Source organism: Filimonas lacunae (assembly GCF_002355595.1).
GTDB lineage: Bacteria > Bacteroidota > Bacteroidia > Chitinophagales > Chitinophagaceae > Filimonas > Filimonas lacunae.
Genome location: NZ_AP017422.1, coordinates 4,603,889 through 4,625,986 on the forward strand (window position 1 = coordinate 4,603,889; position 22,098 = coordinate 4,625,986).

22 protein-coding genes are annotated in these 22,098 nt (G+C 45.5%); 9 read left to right on the forward strand and 13 right to left on the reverse strand.

The window, feature by feature from the left end; all coding sequences use genetic code 11:
- Positions 1-10 precede the first annotated feature (10 nt).
- From FLA_RS18195 to FLA_RS18215, 5 genes are all read right to left on the reverse strand, one after another.
- Complete coding sequence (locus FLA_RS18195; RefSeq protein ID WP_076378709.1) at positions 11-1,528, reverse strand: hypothetical protein; 1,518 nt, start codon at positions 1,526-1,528, stop codon at positions 11-13.
- Positions 1,497-2,993: a hypothetical protein gene (locus tag FLA_RS18200; protein WP_076378711.1), complete on the reverse strand. Its 1,497-nt coding sequence runs from the start codon at positions 2,991-2,993 to the stop codon at positions 1,497-1,499. Before FLA_RS18200 ends, FLA_RS18195 begins: the two co-directional genes overlap by 32 nt.
- Positions 2,994-3,085: 92 nt before the next feature.
- On the reverse strand, positions 3,086-3,325 hold the full coding sequence (locus tag FLA_RS18205) for a hypothetical protein (protein ID WP_076378713.1): 240 nt from the start codon (positions 3,323-3,325) through the stop codon (positions 3,086-3,088).
- Between the two features lie 98 nt (positions 3,326-3,423).
- Entirely contained in the window at positions 3,424-3,996 is a 573-nt protein-coding gene (locus FLA_RS18210) for an RNA polymerase sigma factor (RefSeq protein WP_084206194.1), read from the reverse strand.
- Positions 3,997-4,047: 51 nt separating this feature from the next.
- Positions 4,048-5,217, reverse strand: a complete 1,170-nt coding sequence (locus tag FLA_RS18215) for a FecR family protein (protein ID WP_084206195.1) — start codon at positions 5,215-5,217, stop codon at positions 4,048-4,050.
- Between the two features lie 96 nt (positions 5,218-5,313).
- Here FLA_RS18215 and FLA_RS18220 point away from each other — a divergent pair, with 96 nt between their 5' ends.
- Together FLA_RS18220 and FLA_RS18225 are read left to right on the forward strand one after the other, a co-directional pair.
- Complete coding sequence (locus FLA_RS18220; protein WP_076378719.1) at positions 5,314-5,517, forward strand: hypothetical protein; 204 nt, start codon at positions 5,314-5,316, stop codon at positions 5,515-5,517.
- Positions 5,518-5,526: 9 nt separating this feature from the next.
- Positions 5,527-5,913: a hypothetical protein gene (locus FLA_RS18225; RefSeq protein WP_076378721.1), complete on the forward strand. Its 387-nt coding sequence runs from the start codon at positions 5,527-5,529 to the stop codon at positions 5,911-5,913.
- On the opposite strand, the gene FLA_RS18230 is transcribed toward FLA_RS18225, so the two are convergent.
- Positions 5,907-6,539, reverse strand: a complete 633-nt coding sequence (locus tag FLA_RS18230; protein ID WP_076378723.1) for an RNA polymerase sigma factor — start codon at positions 6,537-6,539, stop codon at positions 5,907-5,909. The genes FLA_RS18225 and FLA_RS18230 overlap by 7 nt on opposite strands.
- A gap of 575 nt (positions 6,540-7,114) precedes the next feature.
- Here FLA_RS18230 and FLA_RS18235 point away from each other — a divergent pair.
- Complete coding sequence (locus tag FLA_RS18235) at positions 7,115-7,384, forward strand: hypothetical protein (protein ID WP_076378725.1); 270 nt, start codon at positions 7,115-7,117, stop codon at positions 7,382-7,384.
- Positions 7,385-7,446: 62 nt separating this feature from the next.
- Here FLA_RS18235 and FLA_RS18240 read toward each other — a convergent pair whose 3' ends face one another.
- Positions 7,447-9,090 (reverse strand): NAD(P)/FAD-dependent oxidoreductase, encoded by a 1,644-nt coding sequence (locus FLA_RS18240; protein WP_076378727.1) that lies wholly within the window; start codon positions 9,088-9,090, stop codon positions 7,447-7,449.
- A gap of 400 nt (positions 9,091-9,490) precedes the next feature.
- On the opposite strand from FLA_RS18240, the gene FLA_RS18245 reads away from it, so the two are divergent.
- From FLA_RS18245 to FLA_RS18275, 5 genes are all read left to right on the forward strand, one after another.
- Positions 9,491-10,609 (forward strand): hypothetical protein, encoded by a 1,119-nt coding sequence (locus FLA_RS18245; protein WP_144264020.1) that lies wholly within the window; start codon positions 9,491-9,493, stop codon positions 10,607-10,609.
- A 930-nt stretch (positions 10,610-11,539) separates the two neighbouring features.
- Positions 11,540-12,172 carry a hypothetical protein gene (locus FLA_RS18260; protein WP_076378735.1) on the forward strand — a complete coding sequence of 211 codons (633 nt, stop codon included), beginning with the start codon at positions 11,540-11,542 and terminating at the stop codon, positions 12,170-12,172.
- 4 nt (positions 12,173-12,176) lie between these two features.
- Complete coding sequence (locus tag FLA_RS18265) at positions 12,177-12,578, forward strand: DUF5675 family protein (RefSeq protein WP_076378737.1); 402 nt, start codon at positions 12,177-12,179, stop codon at positions 12,576-12,578.
- A 45-nt stretch (positions 12,579-12,623) separates the two neighbouring features.
- Positions 12,624-12,875, forward strand: coding sequence for a hypothetical protein (locus FLA_RS18270; protein WP_076378739.1), 252 nt, complete (start codon positions 12,624-12,626; stop codon positions 12,873-12,875).
- Between the two features lie 117 nt (positions 12,876-12,992).
- A complete protein-coding gene (locus FLA_RS18275) occupies positions 12,993-13,304 on the forward strand; it encodes a hypothetical protein (protein WP_076378741.1) in 312 nt (103 codons plus the stop codon).
- On the opposite strand, the gene FLA_RS18280 is transcribed toward FLA_RS18275, so the two are convergent.
- The 5 genes from FLA_RS18280 to FLA_RS18300 form a co-directional block, all read right to left on the reverse strand.
- The gene (locus FLA_RS18280; protein WP_076378743.1) at positions 13,301-14,665 is read right to left on the reverse strand and encodes a RagB/SusD family nutrient uptake outer membrane protein; all 1,365 of its coding nucleotides are present in this window, start codon (positions 14,663-14,665) and stop codon (positions 13,301-13,303) included. The genes FLA_RS18275 and FLA_RS18280 overlap by 4 nt on opposite strands.
- 2 nt (positions 14,666-14,667) lie before the next feature.
- Positions 14,668-18,078 (reverse strand): TonB-dependent receptor plug domain-containing protein, encoded by a 3,411-nt coding sequence (locus FLA_RS18285; RefSeq protein ID WP_159445092.1) that lies wholly within the window; start codon positions 18,076-18,078, stop codon positions 14,668-14,670.
- Positions 18,079-18,462: 384 nt separating this feature from the next.
- The gene (locus FLA_RS18290) at positions 18,463-19,449 is read right to left on the reverse strand and encodes a FecR family protein (RefSeq protein WP_076378747.1); all 987 of its coding nucleotides are present in this window, start codon (positions 19,447-19,449) and stop codon (positions 18,463-18,465) included.
- A gap of 32 nt (positions 19,450-19,481) precedes the next feature.
- Positions 19,482-20,039 carry an RNA polymerase sigma factor gene (locus FLA_RS18295; protein WP_076378749.1) on the reverse strand — a complete coding sequence of 186 codons (558 nt, stop codon included), beginning with the start codon at positions 20,037-20,039 and terminating at the stop codon, positions 19,482-19,484.
- A 304-nt stretch (positions 20,040-20,343) separates the two neighbouring features.
- The gene (locus FLA_RS18300; RefSeq protein WP_144264021.1) at positions 20,344-20,811 is read right to left on the reverse strand and encodes a hypothetical protein; all 468 of its coding nucleotides are present in this window, start codon (positions 20,809-20,811) and stop codon (positions 20,344-20,346) included.
- Between the two features lie 278 nt (positions 20,812-21,089).
- On the opposite strand from FLA_RS18300, the gene FLA_RS18305 reads away from it, so the two are divergent.
- Positions 21,090-21,431 carry a hypothetical protein gene (locus FLA_RS18305; protein WP_076378753.1) on the forward strand — a complete coding sequence of 114 codons (342 nt, stop codon included), beginning with the start codon at positions 21,090-21,092 and terminating at the stop codon, positions 21,429-21,431.
- Positions 21,432-21,478: 47 nt separating this feature from the next.
- Here FLA_RS18305 and FLA_RS18310 read toward each other — a convergent pair whose 3' ends face one another.
- Positions 21,479-22,006 carry a hypothetical protein gene (locus tag FLA_RS18310; protein WP_076378755.1) on the reverse strand — a complete coding sequence of 176 codons (528 nt, stop codon included), beginning with the start codon at positions 22,004-22,006 and terminating at the stop codon, positions 21,479-21,481.
- Positions 22,007-22,098 lie beyond the last annotated feature (92 nt).

The window sequence follows — 22,098 nt, forward strand, 5'->3', positions numbered from 1 at the left end:
ATTTCCTTTATTACAAGCCCTTATCAGGAACAACGGAGTTTTTAGCACGGAACATCTGACCGGAAGCCACCAAACCTGTAAGAGGCAGGAATAGCCATAAAATAATCCAGCCCATAAACATCGCATATACTTGGTAACGAAACATGACCGGCGAAGCCAGTATGCTAAATAAGGCATTCAAGACAAATGCAACACTCAATACTAACAATACCTTTCCCTGACAGACTTGTAATCTTTTGTACGCCCTGCTACTCAACACCACAATGCCTAAACCCAGCAACATCCCATTTAACCAGAGAAAAAAGCATTTAAATACCTGCGCAACATAGTGCGATCCAAACAGCCAGTAACAATACACACCGTTTTGCAAACCAAACCATTGCTGCGCTACTAGCCATACATAGTCGTGCCCTTCATTGTATTTCCAGAATTGCTCTTCCATAGGTAGTAAGTAATTGATTACGTTTGGTAGCAAGTAATAGCGGGCGTAAGCAATGGGATGCTCAACAATCAATTTTCGACCATATAAAGCCATATCCTCGCCTGCTTTATGATAACACCATAAGCCGCTCTTGTCAGGATTGCGAAGATGCAGCGTTACCTTTTCATGATATTTCAAAGGCCCGTCGAAAGTGAGTATTAACCCCGGGCCGTCAAAAGGAGTGATATAAGCACGATTTCTATACGCGGTATCGTTGTACTCCCTTACATGCCTGTCAATCTCTGCCTGTGGGGTATGCGCAAATACATTCGTATCATGCTGAATATAAGGATACATGTACATAGCATTATTCGCCAACTGATAACCACTGAATCCATTGAATATTCTAATGCCCAACGCTTTTTCATTCGCCTGTTTGGTTGCAGTTACAAACCAACCCATTAAAAAAGCAACTCCTACAACAGTAGCTGCTTTTGCAATAAACGTATACCGGGTAAAAAACAATGCTATTAGCAGTAATACCGGATAGTATAAAGCCTGAAGCCGTAATATCATTAAATAGGTTAACAAAAGTACCTGTGCTAAAAAATGCCACCATTGGGGCTTTGTAACCATTAACACCAATATATGCAACCAGGCAACAGTTAAGGCTATAAACACCGCATCGCTAGCTATTAAATTAGCCAGGTATAAATACATAGGATTAAAAACCAGGAAGGCCAACATAGTTATCTTTATCCTTCTAGGGGGATTAAACACCTTAAAAAGCGTAGCTAAAAAGTGCAGACTGAATAGTTGCAAAAAAAGGTATTGCACTACTACATATACATAATGCCCGCTAGAAAAAAAATGCAGGGTACGCAAAAACCAGGCGTACCCTACCGGCCATATATGAGGTACTAATTGATATTTGTCTTTGGCCATTCCCATGTAGAAATAGGAATCCGGCATAAAATCAGGGAACGGGTAAATTATTTTATACACTACAAACACTACCACCATAGCTAATATAGCAACAGTAAACAGATCTTTTGTTTCTGTTTTACCAGCATCACTACTGGGCGCTGGGCTGTTCAGTATTTGCATAACGTATAAATAACAGTGGAGTGATTAATAACGCCAGGACAACACCTAACACTAATCCAAACACCATATAGCGCATCATTACAGGAGCAGCTACAATTAAGAAGGCAGCGTTGAGTACAAAAAACACTGCCATTAGTATCAGTAGATTCTTATGCACCGGCGCTAGCAGAAAATGCTTTTTCTGCCTTATCAGTATGACACCTCCTATCAACAAATACAGGTTCAGTAGCAAAAAAAGTGGGCGAAATATCCAGGTAAGGTAAAAAGAACCTTTTACCCAGTGTGCACCTACCCTGTTATAAGGAAACTGAAACCATCCCAGTTGTTCTTTGGTAACCATATCAGACCCCATATTGTACTCTTTAAATTGTTCCTGTAATGGAAGCAAATACACCCCCGCATTAGGAAGCAGGTAATAACGTACATGCGCCAATGGATGGCTTAGTATCAAATCTTTACCATAGTTTTTCCACTGAGGCCCCAGTCTATTATAGCCCCAAAAAGCTTCCCCTCGATGCCCAATCCATCGCTCGCTGGTAGTCCACAAATAATTCCACATTCCTCCATCCTGCAACATAAACTTCGGCCCATCCCAGGGAGTAATATCACGCTTAGCCAAAGCTCGCACCCGAAAAAAACTATCTATAAACCGGTCAAGTTTCAGGGAATATTCTGAAGTAAAATCACTTTTTGTTTTGTTGATATGAGGAATCATATACATCGCATTATTGGCCAGTATCCAACCACTCTGCCCTGAAAAATCACTCATAGCATACCGCCGCTGATTATTAACTTTAGTAGTATGTATTATCCATCCCATCAACCCAAAAGCAATTAATGCAGAAATCACCTTCCACAGCACATTAAACTCAGCCAACCACAAGGCAGCCAGCATCACCAAAGGATAGTATAACGCCTGGTATCTGATCAGGAATAGATAAGCCAGCAAAGGCCCCTGCAACAACGCATGCCACATTTTAGCATCAAACACCATCTGTATAAGAATGGTTAACCACGCCAGGCTTAAAGCAGTGAATAATATATCGCTGGAAACCAGGTTAGCCAAATAGAGATAAAGTGGGTTTACCGCCATAAAGGTAAGTAGGGTTACCTTTATCCATTTAGGTGGATTGAAATAGTAAAACACCGTAAAAGCCAACCACAAACTAGAAAATTGTAGCAATAGATACTGTACCACCACCAGCAAATAGCCCGAAGCTGCAATAGCATGCACCGCTCTTAAAAACAGACTATAACCAATTGGCCATACGGTTTTAAACTCCGAATCCAAAGCCAGGTTAATGTAATGGTAAGAATCGAAATAAAAATCAGGGTAAGGGTATATCACTTTATACAAGAAAAACATGCTCGTCATGCCCAGCAGGGTAATGACAAGCATATCCTTATGTAACCCAAAAACAAACTGACGGAACCCCATCCGCCCCACGGTAAGCGTTTGTTGCATAATTTATAGCAATGGTTAATTGCTATAAATTACCGTTGATTTGTAACAAATTAGGGGAACAAACACAAGTAAACAAAGGAACCTGACCTCTATCAGTCTTCATTAATGGCCGTTATCAATTTCCAGTGCATCGCGGCCATCCGTTTCCGGTCCGGATACACTTCCAATGGATCTTTCACGTGTTCCAAAGGCACCAGAAACTCTTCTACCATCTCTTCCACATCTGCATCGTCCAGTGCCGTGGTTTTTAACTCAATTTCTTCATATATGTCTAAACTGCTGCCTAAATAGGTTCCTAACAGGTAAGCCAGGCGCTGTGAGTGTTTTTTCATGCCGCTTGAATTATTTATATTATAAAGAAGGTGTTATTACATTCTTGTATAACAAAAACCACCTTAAAAGCAGCTGAAAATCAACACATACCTTTTTATTAAAAAGCGTAGCGGCCTACCAGCGACTGCTTTAACAGGTGTAATGCCCTGCTTTTATTTACGCGCACGTGTTGTGCGGGTATTTGCATATAGTCGGATATCTGGTTGGTGCTAAGGCCATTAACATAAATCAGCGTGAGCAGATCTTTAGCCTTGGTGGGCAGTTTTGCTATTTCGTCGTATACCGTTTTTAACAATTCTGCTTTCAGCATGCGCTGGAGCATGTACTCTTCCCTTTCGTCTTCCGTGAGATACGTAATTTCCTTAATGCTTGTATTACGCGCTTTTGCCTTGTCCAATGCGTGAAAACAAGCATGTTTAATAACGACATACAAATAAGATTTTACTTTTTGTAAAGAATCGAAACATTCGCGTTTCAGCCAGCATTTGTGAAACGCATCAATTACAATGTCTTCCGCTTCCAGCTGGTCTTTGAGTATACCCTGTGCAGTATACAGCAAATTAGCGGCGAATAAATTGTACACTTTGTCAAGTGCATCTCGGTGGCCTTCTTTAAAGCGCATAAGAAGCTCTTCCATCTCCAGAGCCTGGATTGGGGCAGTTGTTTGCATAGTGGTACGGTTTGTAAGTTTTCCCGGTAGTTACGTTGTCAACATCGTTTGTTAATGCACCATTACTGTTTTACCCTGAATGGTGAAGTGAATACTGCCCGTTAGTTCCAAAAGATGAAGGACCTGTGACAAGGGTACGTTGCGCTGAATAGTACCCATGAAATGCTCGGATGGTTTCCTGTTGGCGGCATATACCACCTCAATGTCATACCAGCGAGCCAACTGTTTCATGATATCATCAATGGTTGTTTCGTTAAAACGAAACACTCCTTCCTTCCATGCCATTACATCGGCCAGATCGGGATGCTTTACCAGCGTTATGCCCGGGCCATTACTTTGTGCCTGCGTACCTGGGACCAGCTGTTGAGTTACGTCCCCGTTTGTAACCCTCACCAGTCCCTGTAGCAGCGTTGTGCTTACCAATTCTTCAGGATAAGCGCTGATATTGAAATTCGTTCCTAATACCTGTACCGTATGCAACCCTGCCTTTACTTGAAAAGGCTGGCTGCTGTTCTTCGCTACCTCAAAATAAGCTTCACCTGTCATCTCCACTATTCGTTCCTTACCAGTGAAAGCCACCGGAAAACGCAGGCTACTAGCGGAATTCAGGTATACCATGCTTTTATCGGGCAGCTGTATGATATATACGCCTCCCCGGGGAGTGGTAATGGTATTAAACCCTGAATTGCCGCCTGGTAGTTTCTTATCTGCGTTATAGGCCAGTTTGCCATCATCCAGTTTAATAATCTGTGTATTGCCCTGTGCCGCTACATTGCCCTTACCGGCATCGTCCAGCACAATCTGCTGCCCGTTGGCCAGCGTAAGTACGGCGCGGTTTTTACCGGGCTGCACATCCTGCTTTACAGCAGGGGTAATGGCAGCTGTGCTGCTGGTAGTGGCAGGTGCATGCAATTGCTTCACCAGTATATAAGTGCCCGCCACGGCCAGCAGGCTGGCAGCAGCTACTGCCACTGCCCTGCGCACCGGCATACCCAATAGCATACGGCGTTTTACAACAGGTTGTATAATAATAGTTTCATGTTCCAGTGATTCCTTCTCCAGTTCGTACATCAACACTATACCCTGCATTTCGGGACGGCTGGTGATGAGATCCGCCAGTTCCTGTGCTTCTGCGGGGCTTAATACATCCGCATCCCGCATCATCAGCAGATCTATCAAACGGTCATTTCCCGCTTCCCTGTATAGTTGTTGAAAGGTCATATACTAATACGACAACCGGGAAACAGAAACCTCAATGAAAAAATGAAAAAAAAGTAAAGTTTTTTTTGCTGCCGGTAAAACTGTAGTTTTAAGTGTATGAAAACGCTACGATATAAAGACGATTCCGTTGCCGCTATCATCAGCACACCGACCATCCGTATTCATAAAAGCTGGCGCACTGCCTTCCTGATGCTGTGTGTGATGATTAAGCTGCTGCTGTTATACTGCGGCTATTTAATGGCCAGAACAGAGATGCTGCAAAAGCAGGTGACCATTGTATATACCTCACCCCAACATTAACTGTTTGCTATGAAAACTCAGGAGCTGTTTTACCTGGACACCCTCCCCCACAGAGCCAATGACGACTACAAAGACCTGGCCGCCTATGCCGATTTTATGGGCCGTGTATATGGTTTAAAAAGTATTACGCGCCGGCATAAGCAGCACCTGAACAAAGAAGCGAAAGAAAGGCCCTTTACCGACCTGGTAAAAAAAGACCGGCCCACTTATCCCCGCGTGTTAGAACTGATTGTAACGGAAAGACAGAAGCAAGGCGCCCCTACGGAAGTGTATACAGTTGCAGCACTGAAAAGATATGATCATATAGATATATCCGATATTTTACTGGCGCTGGCCATTTACCTGGAAGTAATATTTGTAATTATATTATTATTCAGCCTGGCCTTTCATCAATGATACTGCTGTAACAGCATTACCAGCACCAGCATACCTGCATTGCCTGTATTGCCCATTTTAGACGGCGGCAAAAACTGCTTATCAATATATTCCCGTATAAATTTAAGCGCTAAATGGAAATAGCTTTGCGCCGTGCCCCGGGTAATACCCAGCAACTCGCCAATAGCTTCGTAGCTTTCCTGGTGAATATAACGCAGTTGAAACACCTGCTGCTGCAGGCGGGGTAACAACAATGCTGCTTTATCAATATAGCCACGCAGCTGCCTTTCGTCAATACGTTCCTGTGTATCGTTACTATAATGGGGAGATGCCATGCGGCGCAGTTCCAGTATGCGGGCTTCATTGCCGCGGCGCTTGAGGTAGTTGATGGCCATGTAATACACACTCATATATACATAGGCTGCCGGGTTTTGCACAGAGGTAAGATCTTCCCTTCTGTCCCATAATTTTAAAAAGAAATCCTGCGACAGCTCCTGCGCTATCTCGTGGCTGCGGGTCATTTTCAATGCCACATCATACACCCGTTCTTTTTGCAGCTGAAAAAACCGGTTGAATGATTCAATATCGTTTTCGGAGATATTGAGCAGCAATTGTTTATTCAATAGTATATTATCCTCGCTATCCATATTGTCCGTTTCGTTAGAACTTTTCGCTGATGAACATAAAAGCACCACATCCTATAATACGCAAAAGCATATACAAAGGTTGTGCAGTTTTTTACAGGAAGAAATATTGGACGATAATAATACTAAGATATAGCGAAGACCAGAAACACAAGTAAACCGGTGACTTAAAAGTAGATTTAATTTTGAAAACAAATAATAAAAATGTAAAATATTTTTCATTTTCTGAACAACCCACTGAAACTGAACAAAATGAACAGCGGTTAATTCAAGGGACTATTTTACTTTAGCGGTAATTCAATATTCCTTCTATTATATAGCAGCGCAGGGTACGGTGCAGCGCCTCACCAATTACCGCTACATTGACATGCAATGCACAATAGTAAAGGCTATAAAGATGTTCTTTTAGCAGTTAGTTTTGTTAAGAGCCCTTTGTTTCTACATTGGGCTTCTTTTTTTCGGACCAATAGTAAAAACGGCAGACGTCATATGAAAAACCGTGTACCTACGGGCACCGGCAACTGATCCTGCCTACCGGTGTGTTCTCAGTACTTTGTAAACCAATAAAATCGACAACTATGACAACGAAAGCCCATTTCAGCGTGGGACTGATTGTTTTGCTGGCGGTAGCCGGCAGCGCTATGGCCTTCAGCCGCAAAGCGGCCAGCCCCGTGTATGTGTACCTCGAAGACCTGGAAACAGGCTCGTGCACTATCCCAGACACCAACCGCCTGTACACACCTGTGGCCCGCGACACGCCGGGCAGCATGCCCATACGGGGCAACCTGGGCAACTTTGATGGCAAGGGTCGTTGCGACACTATTTTTGTGCTAACGAAGCGGCCTTAACCAACAAATCCGGTGAACGGCCAGGACAACCGCGCACCGGATTTTTTATAGTACAATATATTTTATTTTACCAGGCTGGGCTTATGGGCATTCGGATGCACCACTTTCACCTTTGGCTCTTCGGTTTCTTTCTTTTCTTCGTGATATTCCTGCTCTGTGTTAATGCTCCACAAATTGTCTTTACTTTTCACCCCATCCAGTATATTATCTACGGCTACCATTGCGGTAAGCATGCTGTGATCGGTGTTATTATATTTATGCATGCCATTGCGGCCTACTAAAAACAGGTTGGGATAATGCTCCAGGAAATCTTTCACCTGGTCGAACTGCTCGTAGGTACCAAAGTAAGCAGGGTATGTTTTCTCCATACGTTGCACCGTGATATCCAGTACATCATTGGGATGAATCAGCTCAATAGAAATGAGTTCATCAATGGCAATCTTTTTAATCTGTTCATCTGTTTGTGCCCAGAACGCATCTGTTTTGTTACAGAAATATTCCAGCCCCAGCCAGGTGGTGTTCGGATCTTTAACCATGCCCGGACCCCAGTTGTTATACACCTGCAGGCGGCCCAGTTTCACTTCCCTTTCCTGGATATACACCCAGCTATCATCCAGGGTTATTTCTTTGTACACGCCTGTTTTTTTATCCTTGGCACTTAAGCGTTTCAGCAATACCCCTACGTTTACAAAATCGCGGTACTGCAAGCCCGCCGCAATATGTTTTATTTCTTCCGGTGCAGCGGCTATACCGGCAATTAATTCCTGCACGGGCATGGTGCTGATGAAGTATTCCCCGGAGTAATGATTGGTTTCACCGGTGAGCGTATTCACCGTGCTGATACCGGTAACTTTATTGTTATACGTAACAATTTCCTTTACATCCTGATGGCGGATAATAGTGCCACCCATGGCCTGCACCGCATCGGCCACATGCTCCCACAACTGCCCTGCTCCCAGCTTGGGATACAGGAACTGTTCAATCAAACTGGTTTCGGTACCCTTCTGCCCCAGATCGCCCTGTGGCTTTTTTACCATGGTTTTAATAGCATGCGAAATGGCTTTGCTGAGTGATACGCCTTTGATACGTTGCGCGCCCCATTCGGCGGAGATTTCGTTACAGGGTATGCCCCATACCTTTTCGGTATAGTCTTTAAAAAATAGCAGGTACAGCTGTTTGCCAAATTTGTTGGTGATAAAATCTTCCAGGCTTTTTTCGGGTTTACGCGGAAAAAAACGGGCGTAGAGATAACTGAAAACAATCTTCACAGTACGAACAGGTCCTAACGTTTTGAGGGTATCGATAGACAGCTGTATAGGATAGGCAAAAAAACGGCGCAGGAAATAGATACGTGTTAAGCGGGGAATCACCAGCATCACTTTGTCTTTCTCCCGCGGCTGCGCAGCACCTGGCTTGGATTGTATATCGCGCTTTTTGTTCTGATAGCTGATAGTAGCCGCGCCACCGGTACTCGTATCCAGCGGAAACATATCCAGCCACCAGTTCATCACACGGTCGCTTTTGCTAAAAAAGCGGTGCGGCCCCATATCCATACGGTTGCCTTTATAATTAACAGTTTTGGATATACCGCCTATATCGCCGCTTTTTTCTAATATCACGGGTGTAATGCCCGAACGGGTAAGCAGCTCGTAAGCCGCTGTAAGACCGGCCGGACCGGCACCTATAATAATTGCAGTTTCGCCCATATACTATGCTGTTTTTATTAAAGTACCGTTGAATACAAATAATAAAAAGGAATACAGCATACAAGAGCGAGGTACACTTGACAGAGCGCGCCTATAAAAAAGAGAAGGCCGCCCAAAAGAGCAGCCCGTATCTGACAAGACCCAAACAAACCACTGTACCCTACAGTGATAAAAAGTTCACACCATTTTTAAGTATCCATCTATATATACAGAAGGGCGGAACAAAAAGTGTATAACAGGAAAAAGAAAAAAAATATTTTTCACTTTTGCGATACCTATTTTTAGCACTTCTCCACTCTATTATAGTAGCGGCTTTTAATAGCCTGCTATTTATCATCATCAAATAAATAATACTAATATGGTAGCCAACGCTACAACCATGAACACTTTGCCTTGTGCCATGAAAACTTTTCTCGATGACTGCCAGCAACAGTTTCAGCATCCCCATGCAAACCTGGACAGTATTATCACCAGCAGTGCGCAGTTGCAAGCTGCTATTACCGATTATGTATACGAACCGGATACAGAAAAAGTACTGGATCTGTTATTTCCTGATTTTGTATCCACCTTAGAAACCCTATATGCACTCAGCCTTCAATCGCCCGACAAGCAAAAATGGCAACCGTTGCATGCCACCTGCCTGCAGCTATACGATCAGTTTTACCAGGGCCCTTTATCTGTTTACATTCCCCCTAACAGCGTGGTGCCTTATAGCTGGCTGCTCACACAGCAAGAAAAATGGCACCAAAAAACAGCCCTGTGGCTGCCCGCCTTACAGGCTGCCACAGACACCGTTTTAGCAGAAGTATTGCAGGATTATTTTAAACAGCTGACGCATGTAACACCTGGCACCCCCTTGTTGTATAAGGTGGTGAAATACTGCGATGTGGTGCAGGAAGCCCTGCTGTCATTGTGTGAAAAGAAAATGGATACCGCCAAACTGCTGTTTCTGTTGGTGCAACTGGAGTTTAACACTTCCTATTTTGTTCAATACTACATGCAATATCACACCCGGCAACAGCAGCAGCTCACCAACATACATCAACGCACTAATTATATATGCACACGCAGCTTTGAAGTCAGCAACGCTACCCTGGGGTTATATCGCCGTTCCCCTTATCATATCGCGTGTCCGTTCAAACCCACACTTAAAGAATTACTGGAGCCTTATTTCAAATATGAAATTATATCTATAGAAACAGACAGTCCACATACTGTAGCCTCTCCTCAACCTACTACCCGATTACAAACAGACAAAACACCTATGGAACTTTCTTTTTACCTGAAGCAATTTGCAGAAAGAGCAGGTCTGTTGAAAAAACATACCTTCCTGGAGATCTGTGAGTTTTTCTGCGCGCACATTACAGTAATTCATAATCCAACCATCGACCCCTCCTCTCTTGTTGCCTACACACAACGCCGGCACCAGAAGATCAATTTCCTGGAAGACACACAAACGCTGGCTATGAATGACATTCACAAAACCAGTTTACTGATAAAGGAACTAAGAAAGAAATAAACTCCCCCACGCCCGGAAACGCAGTGTTTTCGGGCTTCTTCATACTTTCATCGGAATAAATGCGAATGGATATAGCAGAATACAATCTATTAACCTCTCATTACTAACCATTTAAAAAACATTACACATTTTCATACTGCATTTTATGCACAACTTTTTTGCAATTTTCCCGCGTCCCTACTGCATTTGACAATATTCGGGAGAATTCCGCTCAGGAAATAATTGCAGGGCTTTGCAATTTTACATCACAGTTGCGGGCAACACGTACAGAACGGCCGTTCGCCCGGTAACAGCTCTACGCTTTTTTACCGGTTACTGCGCAGAAGAAAGCAAAGCTGTCCGGGTTTAGTACAATGTGTTACGGTATTAATGGCTATAAGGAAACAGGCAGCATACAGTTGCAGTAAGGCACTGCAACACTGGCTTTCCCGCCTGCACACCTGTAGCATTATACAGGAGGAGTAACAGGTAACAGTGCATTATTACAGCTGACTAGTGCACTGTTCGCAGGCAGCGGGGGCTATTTACAGCTGTTTACAAAACATATGCAACCGGCAGGTGCAATATGCACATGAAACGCCGGATAGTTAAAGCGGCAAAAGGGAGGTGTGCTTTCCTAAGCAAGCATAGTGCATTGCAACCTGTAAACATTTCCCAGTCCCTGGCAACTAGTGCTATAGTAGCAGCAACATGTGCATGGTTATACATGATACGTGTAAGTACACCGTCAAACATTACAGCCTCAACTACCATTACTGCCTGTTTGCACCGCCATAATGAATAAGCAGCATGTAAACAAGCGCCAGGATGAGGCAAACCTGCAGTGACACACGTTAAACATGCCATACTATGCATGACCATTACACTATAGCATAGCAAATGTGCCAACAGACACAGAAAAAAGCATTGATCATTTAAAAAAATTACATCATGGCTACAAACTATTCCCATTTTATACCTCGAAACGATGCTGAAAAAGCTATGTGGACCGGTAACTACAACGAAAAAGCCCAGATACACGGACCCAACCTGGGGCTAACAGCTATAGAGTTAACAACTATTTCAGACCTGGCTACTATTGTAAAAAGCACCATTGGTAACGTAACAGTGAAGAAAAAAGAACAAAATGAGGCAGTAGAAAAGAAAAACCTGCTGGCGAAAAATGAGCTGCAGCAACTGGCAGATTTTGCCATCCGCATGAAACGTCATCCCAACTATACCGAAAACATAGGTAAAGAACTAGGCATTGTAGGGTATGTTACTACAGCATTAGATAAGGTAGTAATGCGCCCAGTGATAAAGCTGGCTACTTATCCTGACCATATCAGCATCCGGTTCACCAAAAAAGGCCAGAAAGGCGTTACTATTTTTACACGCATCAAAGGCTCTATGGGTTGGGAAGCATTAATTCATGGCGCCACTACCAGTCCTTTCCAGGATACACGCCCATTAACACAGGCTGGCATTCCTGAAAACCGGGAATACATGGGCCGCTTCTGGAACAACGGTACAGAGATAGGCCAGGAAAGTGATATCATTTCCACCACCTTCAAAGGACAGTAAGCCTATGGAACTACTACTTACCCGGCGGTATCACCACAAAGGCACGAATGGCCAGCTGGCGGTAAATGGTAAGCTCTTTTGCTTTACCATAGAACTCCCCTGGCTGCAAAACCAACGGCATATATCGTGCATACCCGAAGGCAGTTACCAGTTAGCGAAGCGGCACAGCGAAGACCGGGGATATCACCTGATACTGAGAGCAGTACCTGACCGCAGCCTGATACTGATTCACCCGGCCAACAATGCTTTACAAGAACTGCAAGGGTGTATCTCTCCCGTCAGTTCCCTTACTGCTCCCGGCTGCGGCAATAGTTCCCGTGCTGTGTTTGAGCCATTGGTAAAACTGGTCTATGCCGCCTTAGACAAAAAAGAAGAAGTGCGCCTGCGGATTATCAGCGAAGAATAAACGCTTCGCCCCCTCTTCTATTATTCATTCAAAAACAAAATAAACATGGAAAAATTATCCAGTATTATAGCAAGAATAAAGGCGCCAACGCCTGCCTTCTTTAAAAAGGTGAGATTAATAGGCCTGGCACTGATAGCCATGGGTTTTATTTTATTAGGCATTCATTCTACCCTGCCGGATATAGCAACCCGTATAGGTGGTTACCTGGTCACTACCGGTTGCACCATCAGTGGGGTAAGTCAAACCACCGTGGAAGACTGGTGGAAAATTCCGGAAGACCGGGAAACCGATTCCTAAAGAATAAATATACCAAAGCCGCCCATGGGCGGCTTTGGTTGTAATATACCGGCAACAACCTAACACCCCGTCAAGCTCGTATTTACTCCATTATCCCACATTAAATGCCGCATAATTATGAAAATTGTACACATTACCATGTATGCCATCGCTATGGCAGGCTCTTTTGCCATGGCCATGGCCGCCGGAACTACCCGCCAGTCCATTTGCGAGAATGAGCAACAATACATCCGCCTGAATGGTGTATACACGACCGCTTCCTCCGACTTTGTCTGCCTGCAAAACTCCACCATTACTCCCTGCACCTATTATGTCAGCAACCTCAACCCCCTTACCTATACCATTTGCACCTGGGGTCAATACCTGGATTTATCCGGCATCACCATCACCCAGCAAGGCAGGCTGGCTGCCAACCACCGAAAACACTAACGGCTATTCTGCACCATTTGGGTGCCGGCAAGTGCGTCGTCGGGTATAGGCAGGGTGTACAGATTGCTGCGGGGCAAAAGTGCGTGTAGTGTTCCGTTGAGATAGCGGGTAACCGTAATGCTATCCCCCTCCTGGTTTAACCGCCGGAGGTCCAGCCAGCGCAATCCACGCATCACCAGCTCCTTCCTTCTTTCTGTAAGCACCCATGTCAATGCCTCGCCGGCGTCAACGGCGGTAAGCACCGGCAACTGGCCCGTGGAATAGCGTTTCTTCAACAACCGGTTTAACCATTCCATAGCAGCATCCCTGTTCCCGTTGCGGGCCAGGGATTCTGCATAGTTCAGATACACTTCGTCCACTGCCAGGCCAGCGTATAAAGTAGCCTGCATGCCGTCGTAAAAATTTCTTCTGCGCGGGCGCTCGGCTGATGTAAAGAAAATAGTTTTGCGCAGGTCCTGCCTGCTGTATTGCTGCAACAACAGGGTATCGATATAAGCAGCCCCAATCAACGGCATCAACGATTGAAACTGCGAGTTGGGTACCCGGGCATTATACAGGTTTTCATCGTTCCTTACCGGAAACAGGATATCCGCTTTACTATTCACCGTGTTATAATCGATCAGCTTATCCCATAGCTGCAAACAACTATCGGCATAATTACCGGCAGCCGCATAGTCGTGCATGTTCAGGTATACACGCGACAGCAGGGCATCAATGGCCGCCTTGTTGGCATGATTGCGAATGCTATCGGGCACAGACTGCACACAAACGCGGGCAGCCTCCTGTAAATCGGACAGTATTTGCTGATAGGTTTCGTACTGAGTGGCACGCACCACAGGTTCATTGACATCGCCCAGCAGCAGCAAAGGAATACCTGGCAAGGTGTTAGCCAGCTGCGGGTGAAAGGGAGGCGCAAACAACTGCGCCAGGTTAAAGAAAGCAAAGGCCCGTTTAAACAAAGCCGTAGCCTTTGCATTGCGCCAGCTGGTATCGGCAGCCTGTTCGGGTAACCTGGCCAGTGTAGCCAGCACCACATTGCACACCATCACCTGCCGGTAAGGCATGCTCCAGTCGTATACATTTTCCTCACCCTCCAGCAGGTTGCTTTGCCAGATGTAGGTGCGCTGCTGTAAGGGTGGCAACATGTTCCAGTAATCGCCGGTAAAATAATAATCATCGCCGCTGGCTATCTGCAACACAGGCGCTTTATCCATATCTGTTTCGTTGTTTAACAACAACCAGCCATCGGCCACGGTGGCCGGTATTTTATTACTGCTTACAGCGTTCTGATCCAGGAAATCTTTACGGCAAGCGCCCAGCAGGCAACCTGCCAGCAACAGGTAACAGGTATTTTTTTTCATATTTATAAATTGACAGTAAAACCAATGGTGTAATTGCGGGGCTCGGGCCATACCTGTTCGTTCGCATACGGATAAGCATCGGGGTCAATGCCATAATGATTAGCCCTCCACAGGATGCCCACATTGCTTACGGTGGTATACAGGCCAAGCTGATTGAATGGCAGCCAGTGATACTTTTCTTTGCGGAGGTCCCAGCTCAGCTGCACCTCTTTCACCCGCAGGTGATCGCCTTTTTGCATCTGGGCATCAGAATACAGGTAAAGATCATCGCGTTGCTGGTTGGCCGGGTATACCATACGCGGCACAATAGTGTGCAACTCGTCTCCCGGCTTTTGCCAGCGCAGGTTTACATCCGTATGTCCATGCCCGCCGGCAAACAAATCGGTATAATCCACTCCTGTACGCCTGAAAACATATCCCCCTTTGTATAAGCATTGTATCTGCAAGCCAAAGTCTTTATACTCCAGCCTTTGTGTGCAGCTGCCAAACCGGGTGGGCTGCAGCGAACCCATAAAACGCAGATTATCAAAATCACTGGAAGCAGCAATCAGATTATAGGCAGTACTGCGGTTACCGTTTAACCTGCCCACCGTTTCGCCTTCGCTATTAAGGCCATAATACACATAACCATATCCACCGTATAATGGAAACCCGTTCCGGGGCGTTAAAGCCGCATTGCGCAGAAAAGCAGAGATAGGTAATTTTTTGTCCGGCGACCAGTAGTAAGTAACCTTGTCTTTATTCAGGCTCATCCAGCACAACACCTGCCATTTCCACCGTCTGGTATTCCATAGCTGTGCTCCCAGGGATATGTCCCAGCCCCAGGTTTTCATACGGGCTGTATTGCCGGTATAGGTTTGTACTCCCAATGTAGGATTCATTTTACCTTCTCCTATCAAATCCCGGCCCTGTTTTTCGTACCACTCCACACTGCCCCACCAGCGCTTGTTGCCGGAGGTAAACTCCAGCCCGGTGTTGAGAATACTTACTTTTTCCCACCGGAGGTTGCTGTTGGCAGGATTAAGCACCGTGCCTGAAGCCTCGCCATAGCGGTTCACTGCTCCCGACACATTCATGGTGGTAGCATTGGATACCGTGTTATTAGCGTTGCCTAAAAAGCCATAGGAGGCCCGCCAGGTAAGGCGCGGCCAGGCCGGGTAATGGTAAAAAGCTTCTTTACAGATATTCCACCCCAGCCCTATTGCCCATAATGGCCTGCCCCGGAAGCTTTCATTGCCTTTGTACAGGTTGGATGCATCCCTGCGTATATTCACCTTAGCGGTGTATTTATCCCGCAGCGAATAACTGAACTGACCATAGTAAGCCCGGGCGTTATTGATCGTTTTTAAGGCATACAAACCGGAAGGAATGCGCATAACCACACCAGGCAACAACGTAGGTAATGCCATGGCATTATCCATAATAATTCCTGTGCCCTGATCGTGCTGATAGTGATACCACCGGGTAGCCCCTTCCCAGGAAGTGGCCGCATGCTCATCCCAGCCCGCCAGCACACTGATGCTATCGCCACGTGCCGTTTTGCGGGCAAACTGCAATAGCACCCGTATATCATTGACCTTGTTCTGTATATTGGCCTGGTTGAGTATAGCCCCCTCCGGCACCTGCCGCAACAGCCGCCCGCTGGCGTAGTCGGGCACTGAAAATACATTCACCAGGTTGCGGACGAAATACTTTTCGGGGGAAAGATAATTTTTATCTTCACTGGTTTCCGCGGTAAGCTGGTAACTGATACTGGCCGACAGCTCTTTGGTAACAGCCAGCTTTATAGCAGTACTTGCCAGGAACAGGCCCCCCGTTTTGCGATGATCGCTTAAACGAATATCCTCCAAAGGCCGGTAGTTCCAGTCAAGCACCTGCTTCAGCCCGGCACTGTCTTTAAAACCCTGGGCATAGGAAAAAGGAACCGCTAAGGCCTTTCCGTCCGGATCGGCCAGCTGCAGGTAAGGCCAGGCAGGCAACTGGCCGCCATCATCGGTTTGGGTATGCAGTTGCCGGAACAGGAAAGTATGATTCATTTCCACACGTCCCTGCCACCAGCACCAGGTATGATTACCCGTAAGCGTGAGCTGCCGGTGTGTGTTACTTATTTTCGTGAGCCTGTTGGCGCTATACCCTACCCCATAATAGTAATGGCTGCACTTACCCCCTCCGGACACATTTACGGCATATTGCTGTAACACAGAAGGCCGGTAGTACAGCCTGGACACATCGCGCCATATATCCCTTTGGGCCAGGCTGTTCCATTGCTGTGCCGAATCGGCCGCAGTGAGTTTGTTCTGAGACCGCTCCCAAAGGATTTGCGCAGCAGGGCTTACGATTGTGTAAACACCTCCCAGACTGTTTTTTTGCTGTGCCGCCACAAAGCTTTCTACTTCCAGGTAAGAACGGCTGTTGAGATAAGGCGTAGCATACAGGTTGGGCCGTTGCCCCAGGGTAAGTGCACCGGCAACAGTGACAGAAGGCTTGTAATGAATATATCCACTTCTTGTGGTAATTACAATAACCCCGTTACCAGCCAATTCCCCCCACATGGCCGCTGCTGCCGCATCTTTAAGCACGGTAATGGAGGCTATGTCCAGGGGATTAATATCGCTGATAGCACCTGTAAATTTAAAGTTGTTTAACACCACCAGCAGGTTGGGGTTGGAATGAATAGTGGTTCTTCCATCAAGGCTCAGTACGCCTTCGTTGCGCAGGCTGCCTTCCTGGATATTGCGAATCACCATCAATCCCGGCACATTGCCCTCCAGGCGATTCAACAGTCCCCCGTTCTGCGGCTTCCTGAGCAAAGAACCGGTGACAGCAGCAGTAGCTCCGGGCGGTTTGTTTTTGGGCAATGACTGAAAACCCGTTTGCACTTCTACTTCTTCTAAATTACTGTCCGGATCCATTCGCAGCACCACCTGCAACACCGTATCCCTGTACAAAGGCTTGCTGATAAAAGGTAACAATCCCACCCACTCTACCTGCAAGCAATCGCCCGGGTTACCATGGGCCGCCACAAATTCCCCCTGTTCATTACTGATGCTGCAAACATGGTTGTTTAACCGGATGGTAGCCCCTTGTAAAGGATGATTAGCTGCATCGGTAACCCTGCCTTTCCAACACAGCTCTTTTACCACCGGTGCTACTGTTGGTGTTTTTTCAGGGTGGCGATAAATAACAATGTTATAGCCTTTTACTTCATAGGTATAGCCTGTGTTTTTAAGCAACAGATCCAGCAACTCCGCCGGGCTGCGCTTAGCTATCGGTACCGCTTCAATGGTAAAACGCTCCAACAACTGGTAATTACAGGTAAAAAAATAACCCTGCTTCGTTAGTTGCTGCAATGCAGCTACCAGACGGGTTTTGCCAAAACCTATTTCTATTAGCGGCACCTGTTGCGCCTTCACTGCATTTGATGTTCCCCAAAAAAATAAGAGGAATATTCCTGGCAGACTACAATATTTTTTAAGATGATTTAGTTTCATAAAAGGGCATTAAAGAAATCGTTGCGGGGAATAAAAAAGCGGCTGGCGCCTGGAAAGGCGCCGGCTTTGATACCTAAGTACAATTTGCTCCGGAGCCGCATCCAGGCAAACGATAGCGTATTATACCCCCAAGGGACCACGCGTTGTTGCTACCATTGCCGGATGTTGTTCCTGGCTCCGGACTACTCCACAAAACTGTACACTTATATAGAGTGCTAAATGGCAAAAAGTAGGTATCGGAAAAACAGCTATTTTATTCACAATTGCTATTTTTTTATAGTGGTTAAAAGAATTTATCCAGACACGTTATTGAATCACTACTTCCGACTTACCTATCACATAGGTTGCTTCCAGCGTTCGGGCAAACTCGCCCAGCACCTCGTTGAGTTGTTCCGTACCTTGTAAATACAAGCTGACAGATTCCTGTGCAGGCACGCTGCTCTTCACCCGTATAGGCACCCCAAAACACATAGATAAAGACGCGGCAATATCACGGGCAGGCAACTGATTAAACGCTATCCCATGCGCCATCCATGCTGCTGCTTCCCCGCCAGCCATCTGAAACCGGTCGATAGTGCCGGACAAGGGCTGATAACTCAGCGCCTGGTTTGCCTGTAACAAAACAGGTTGCTGCCCTTGCTGCGCCACCTGCACTTTGCCTTCTTTTACACAAATACGCACGGGTTCATGAGCATAAGCCTGCACTTTAAACACAGTGCCTAACACCTGCGTTTGCAGCAAACCCGTATGCACCTTAAAAGGCAGCCGGGCATTAGCAGCCACATCAAAAACAGCTTCTCCATATAAAGTAATATCCCGGTTAGTGATGCCAAAACCGGGCGCCGGCCTGTATCGCGATTTTTGTGTCAGATACAGTCTGCTACCATCCTGCAGCCTGATACAAGTAACAGGCGCTTCCTTATCAGGCCTGCTTACCATCTCTGCCACCGGTTGCTGCTGATTACGGGCAGGCAGCCTGTTGTACAACGGAATACCTATCACCAGCAACAGCGCCACCGCGATAGTTGCTAAACCCGTATCTATCATCCAGGGCTTTACGCGTTGCTGCCCCAATGCCCTGCGTGAGTCTATAACAATTCTGTCGGCATGGCGCATGCGCGCTTCCAACTGCCCGCTCAGCTGTTCCTTTTCCAGAAAACGGGCCATTGCCCCTCTCCCTTCCCCATTTTTCATGATCACAAAAAATGCCTTCAGCTCTTCCTCCGTAGACCGGCAGTAGAAATAGCGCATGCATAAATATTCCTGGTAATCTTCCTCGTTATATATGTCCATTTTTATAACTAGATATCTTCCATTAAATAAGGTTACATATCAGGGTTCATATGCTGCTGTGCATATTCCCTGATATCACGGATGGCATTTTGAATGGTTTTGTCTACTGTCAGCTTTGCAATACCCAGCTTGTCTGCAATCTGTGCATTGGTAATACCCTGAGAGCGTTTTATCCCCATAATCATACGGCGGCGCATGGGCAGCCGCTCAATACCCATTTCCATTACATCCATCAACCGGTGTTTGAACGGACTACCCCTTTCATAACTATCCATATCCACTTTATTCACTATCAGTTCGATGTTTTCGGTGGAATTTTTTGCTTCCTCTTCCAATAAATCATAAGCCTTATTTATGCAACATTGCTGGAAGTAACGGCCCGGAAATTTGACTTCTTTATAATGTTGCTGATCGCCTAATAATAAAATAAAGCACTCCTGCCTGGCATCTTCGGCCAGATCAGCTCTTTTTACAATTCCCAAACAGAGGTCAAATACTTGTTTATGGAGTCGCACTTCCAGTCGATGAAGCGCACGCTCCTCTCCATCAGCCAAAGCCATTAAAAGCCTTGCAGTTTCAGCAGTGAACATTGCTATATTTTTAACTTAATAAATTACATAACACACCAGTGCAGCAAAGGCCGCGTGTTATGCCTTACAGAAAAACATCCCGCAAGGGATGTGTACGAAGTATTTGTGGAGTGGAACGAATGCAAAATAATTAAACAACACAGATACAGAAAAAATAAAGCATCTTTTTTTCTATATAAATTTTTTCACAGGACCAGGTGTAATTATGAATAAATATTCTGTCGTTTTCCTGTTATGAAAGAGCAATCAGACACTTATAGAGACGATAAATTCTTTTTAAAACCAACACTGGTAATTATCTCCTTTAATCTACAATATCTGAAGGTGGTAATTCCCGCACAATACGGCGGTCTTCCAACATGCTCATAATCACCCACAGGTATTTATGCATACGGTAGCCCTGCACATCGCCGGGCGCTTTAAACACATCGCAGGAATCGCCAATGGTTACCTGGTGTTTGCGTTTGTGGGTGGTGAAAAACACTTCTATGGGGTGGGTGGCCAACCCGCCGCAGGTATCTTCAAAAACGGTAACGGAGTCCATCTTGCTCAGCTTTTGCTCGTAGTACTTGTTTACCAGGTCGTTCCGTTCATCCTGGTTTAATTGCAGGGGCACCTCTTTGGCGTCGCCATTCTGGTAATACACGGTGTAGGTATCCTGTTTAAAATCGAACCGGGCTTTATGTCCATATTTGATGATGATCTGCATGTTTTTGTCGCGGTCCATAATATCGCCGCAACTGCAGCAGCAAGCAAAGAGCGCAGCGCTCAAAAGCAGTGTTTTTGTTTTCACCTGGTAGAAATTATCACCAATAATACTACAAATAAAGGATATTTCCTTTGTTTAAACGTTTTGGGGTGCTGAGCCTGAGTCATTTAGTAGCCTTTGCTTATGATAACCCTATTTTGCCGTAATACCTATAATCAGGTATCCATAGCTACTTACACAACATGCACATGAACAGAACAGGTATAGCCTCCAAGGAACATTAAGCAAAATTTAATATCCTTTTCGTTATGCGCTCTTGCATTTACGCACTATTATAGTGCATGCTACACAAAACTACCCTGCCGCAAAAAGACGTTCACTACCTCACCCTGCTGAAGCGAAGTGCACGCGAACTATACCTGCTAAGCATGCTGATATTTGTTTTTTCGCTGATTGGATTTGTGTTTGATGAATTCACTGCCCAGTGTATTACCAGTATTGTGCATGAAGACGAAACCCGCATCAATAGCCTTATCTGGTATTGGGATCGCTATAAAAGCATACTGGATGTGATGTGCGGGCTGGCCTGTTTGTTCAGTGTTGGGTTTATGGTGTTTATTCATGTGAAAGGGTATTACCGGTTTCCGGCGCGAAAGATACTGGGGAAGCTTGCTGGGAGATAGCTGCCGACAAGCCTTTCAACACACGCTTCCACGTATAATAGCACCCTCTACAATATTTTTCTACGCTTGGCTTCTTTCCTGAACCAGGGATCCAGCTTATCCCCGTTTTTCTTTATAAAATCAATTACTTCCGGCTGTAAGGGGTTCACATATCTATTCAGCGAATCTCCTTTACAAGAAAAATAAACGTTAGCTGACGCCTTAAAAATTTTCTCTCTTGTACGAGTATCAAAACCGACTGCTGTGGCAAAGGGAACGTTGTCTCTTGTCATGCCCGGTAATATCACCTCCCCATTATCTATAAAATTAAACGATAAAATCAGGGCATCGTGCCTCATCAAAAAACGGCTATATCGTAACTCCAACTCCGAAAAGGGCTTACTGACCAAACTATCACTGGTGGGTTTATAAAGCACATCGCAATGCCACGCATACAAATACCACTTTGCACTATCATACAAATCTCTGCATTGTAAACTATCCACCTCATGGGGATATGTTTCACTTTCCACTTTCTGCTCTGACCTGCAGGCAAATAAAGTGGATATCACTGCCGCTAATAATATACGCATCATGGTTTTGGGGGCATTTTTACCGATAGACAGAAAGTAACAGCAAATTACCTAATCATTAAGATTACAAATTTCTTACATTCATAGTAGAAAAA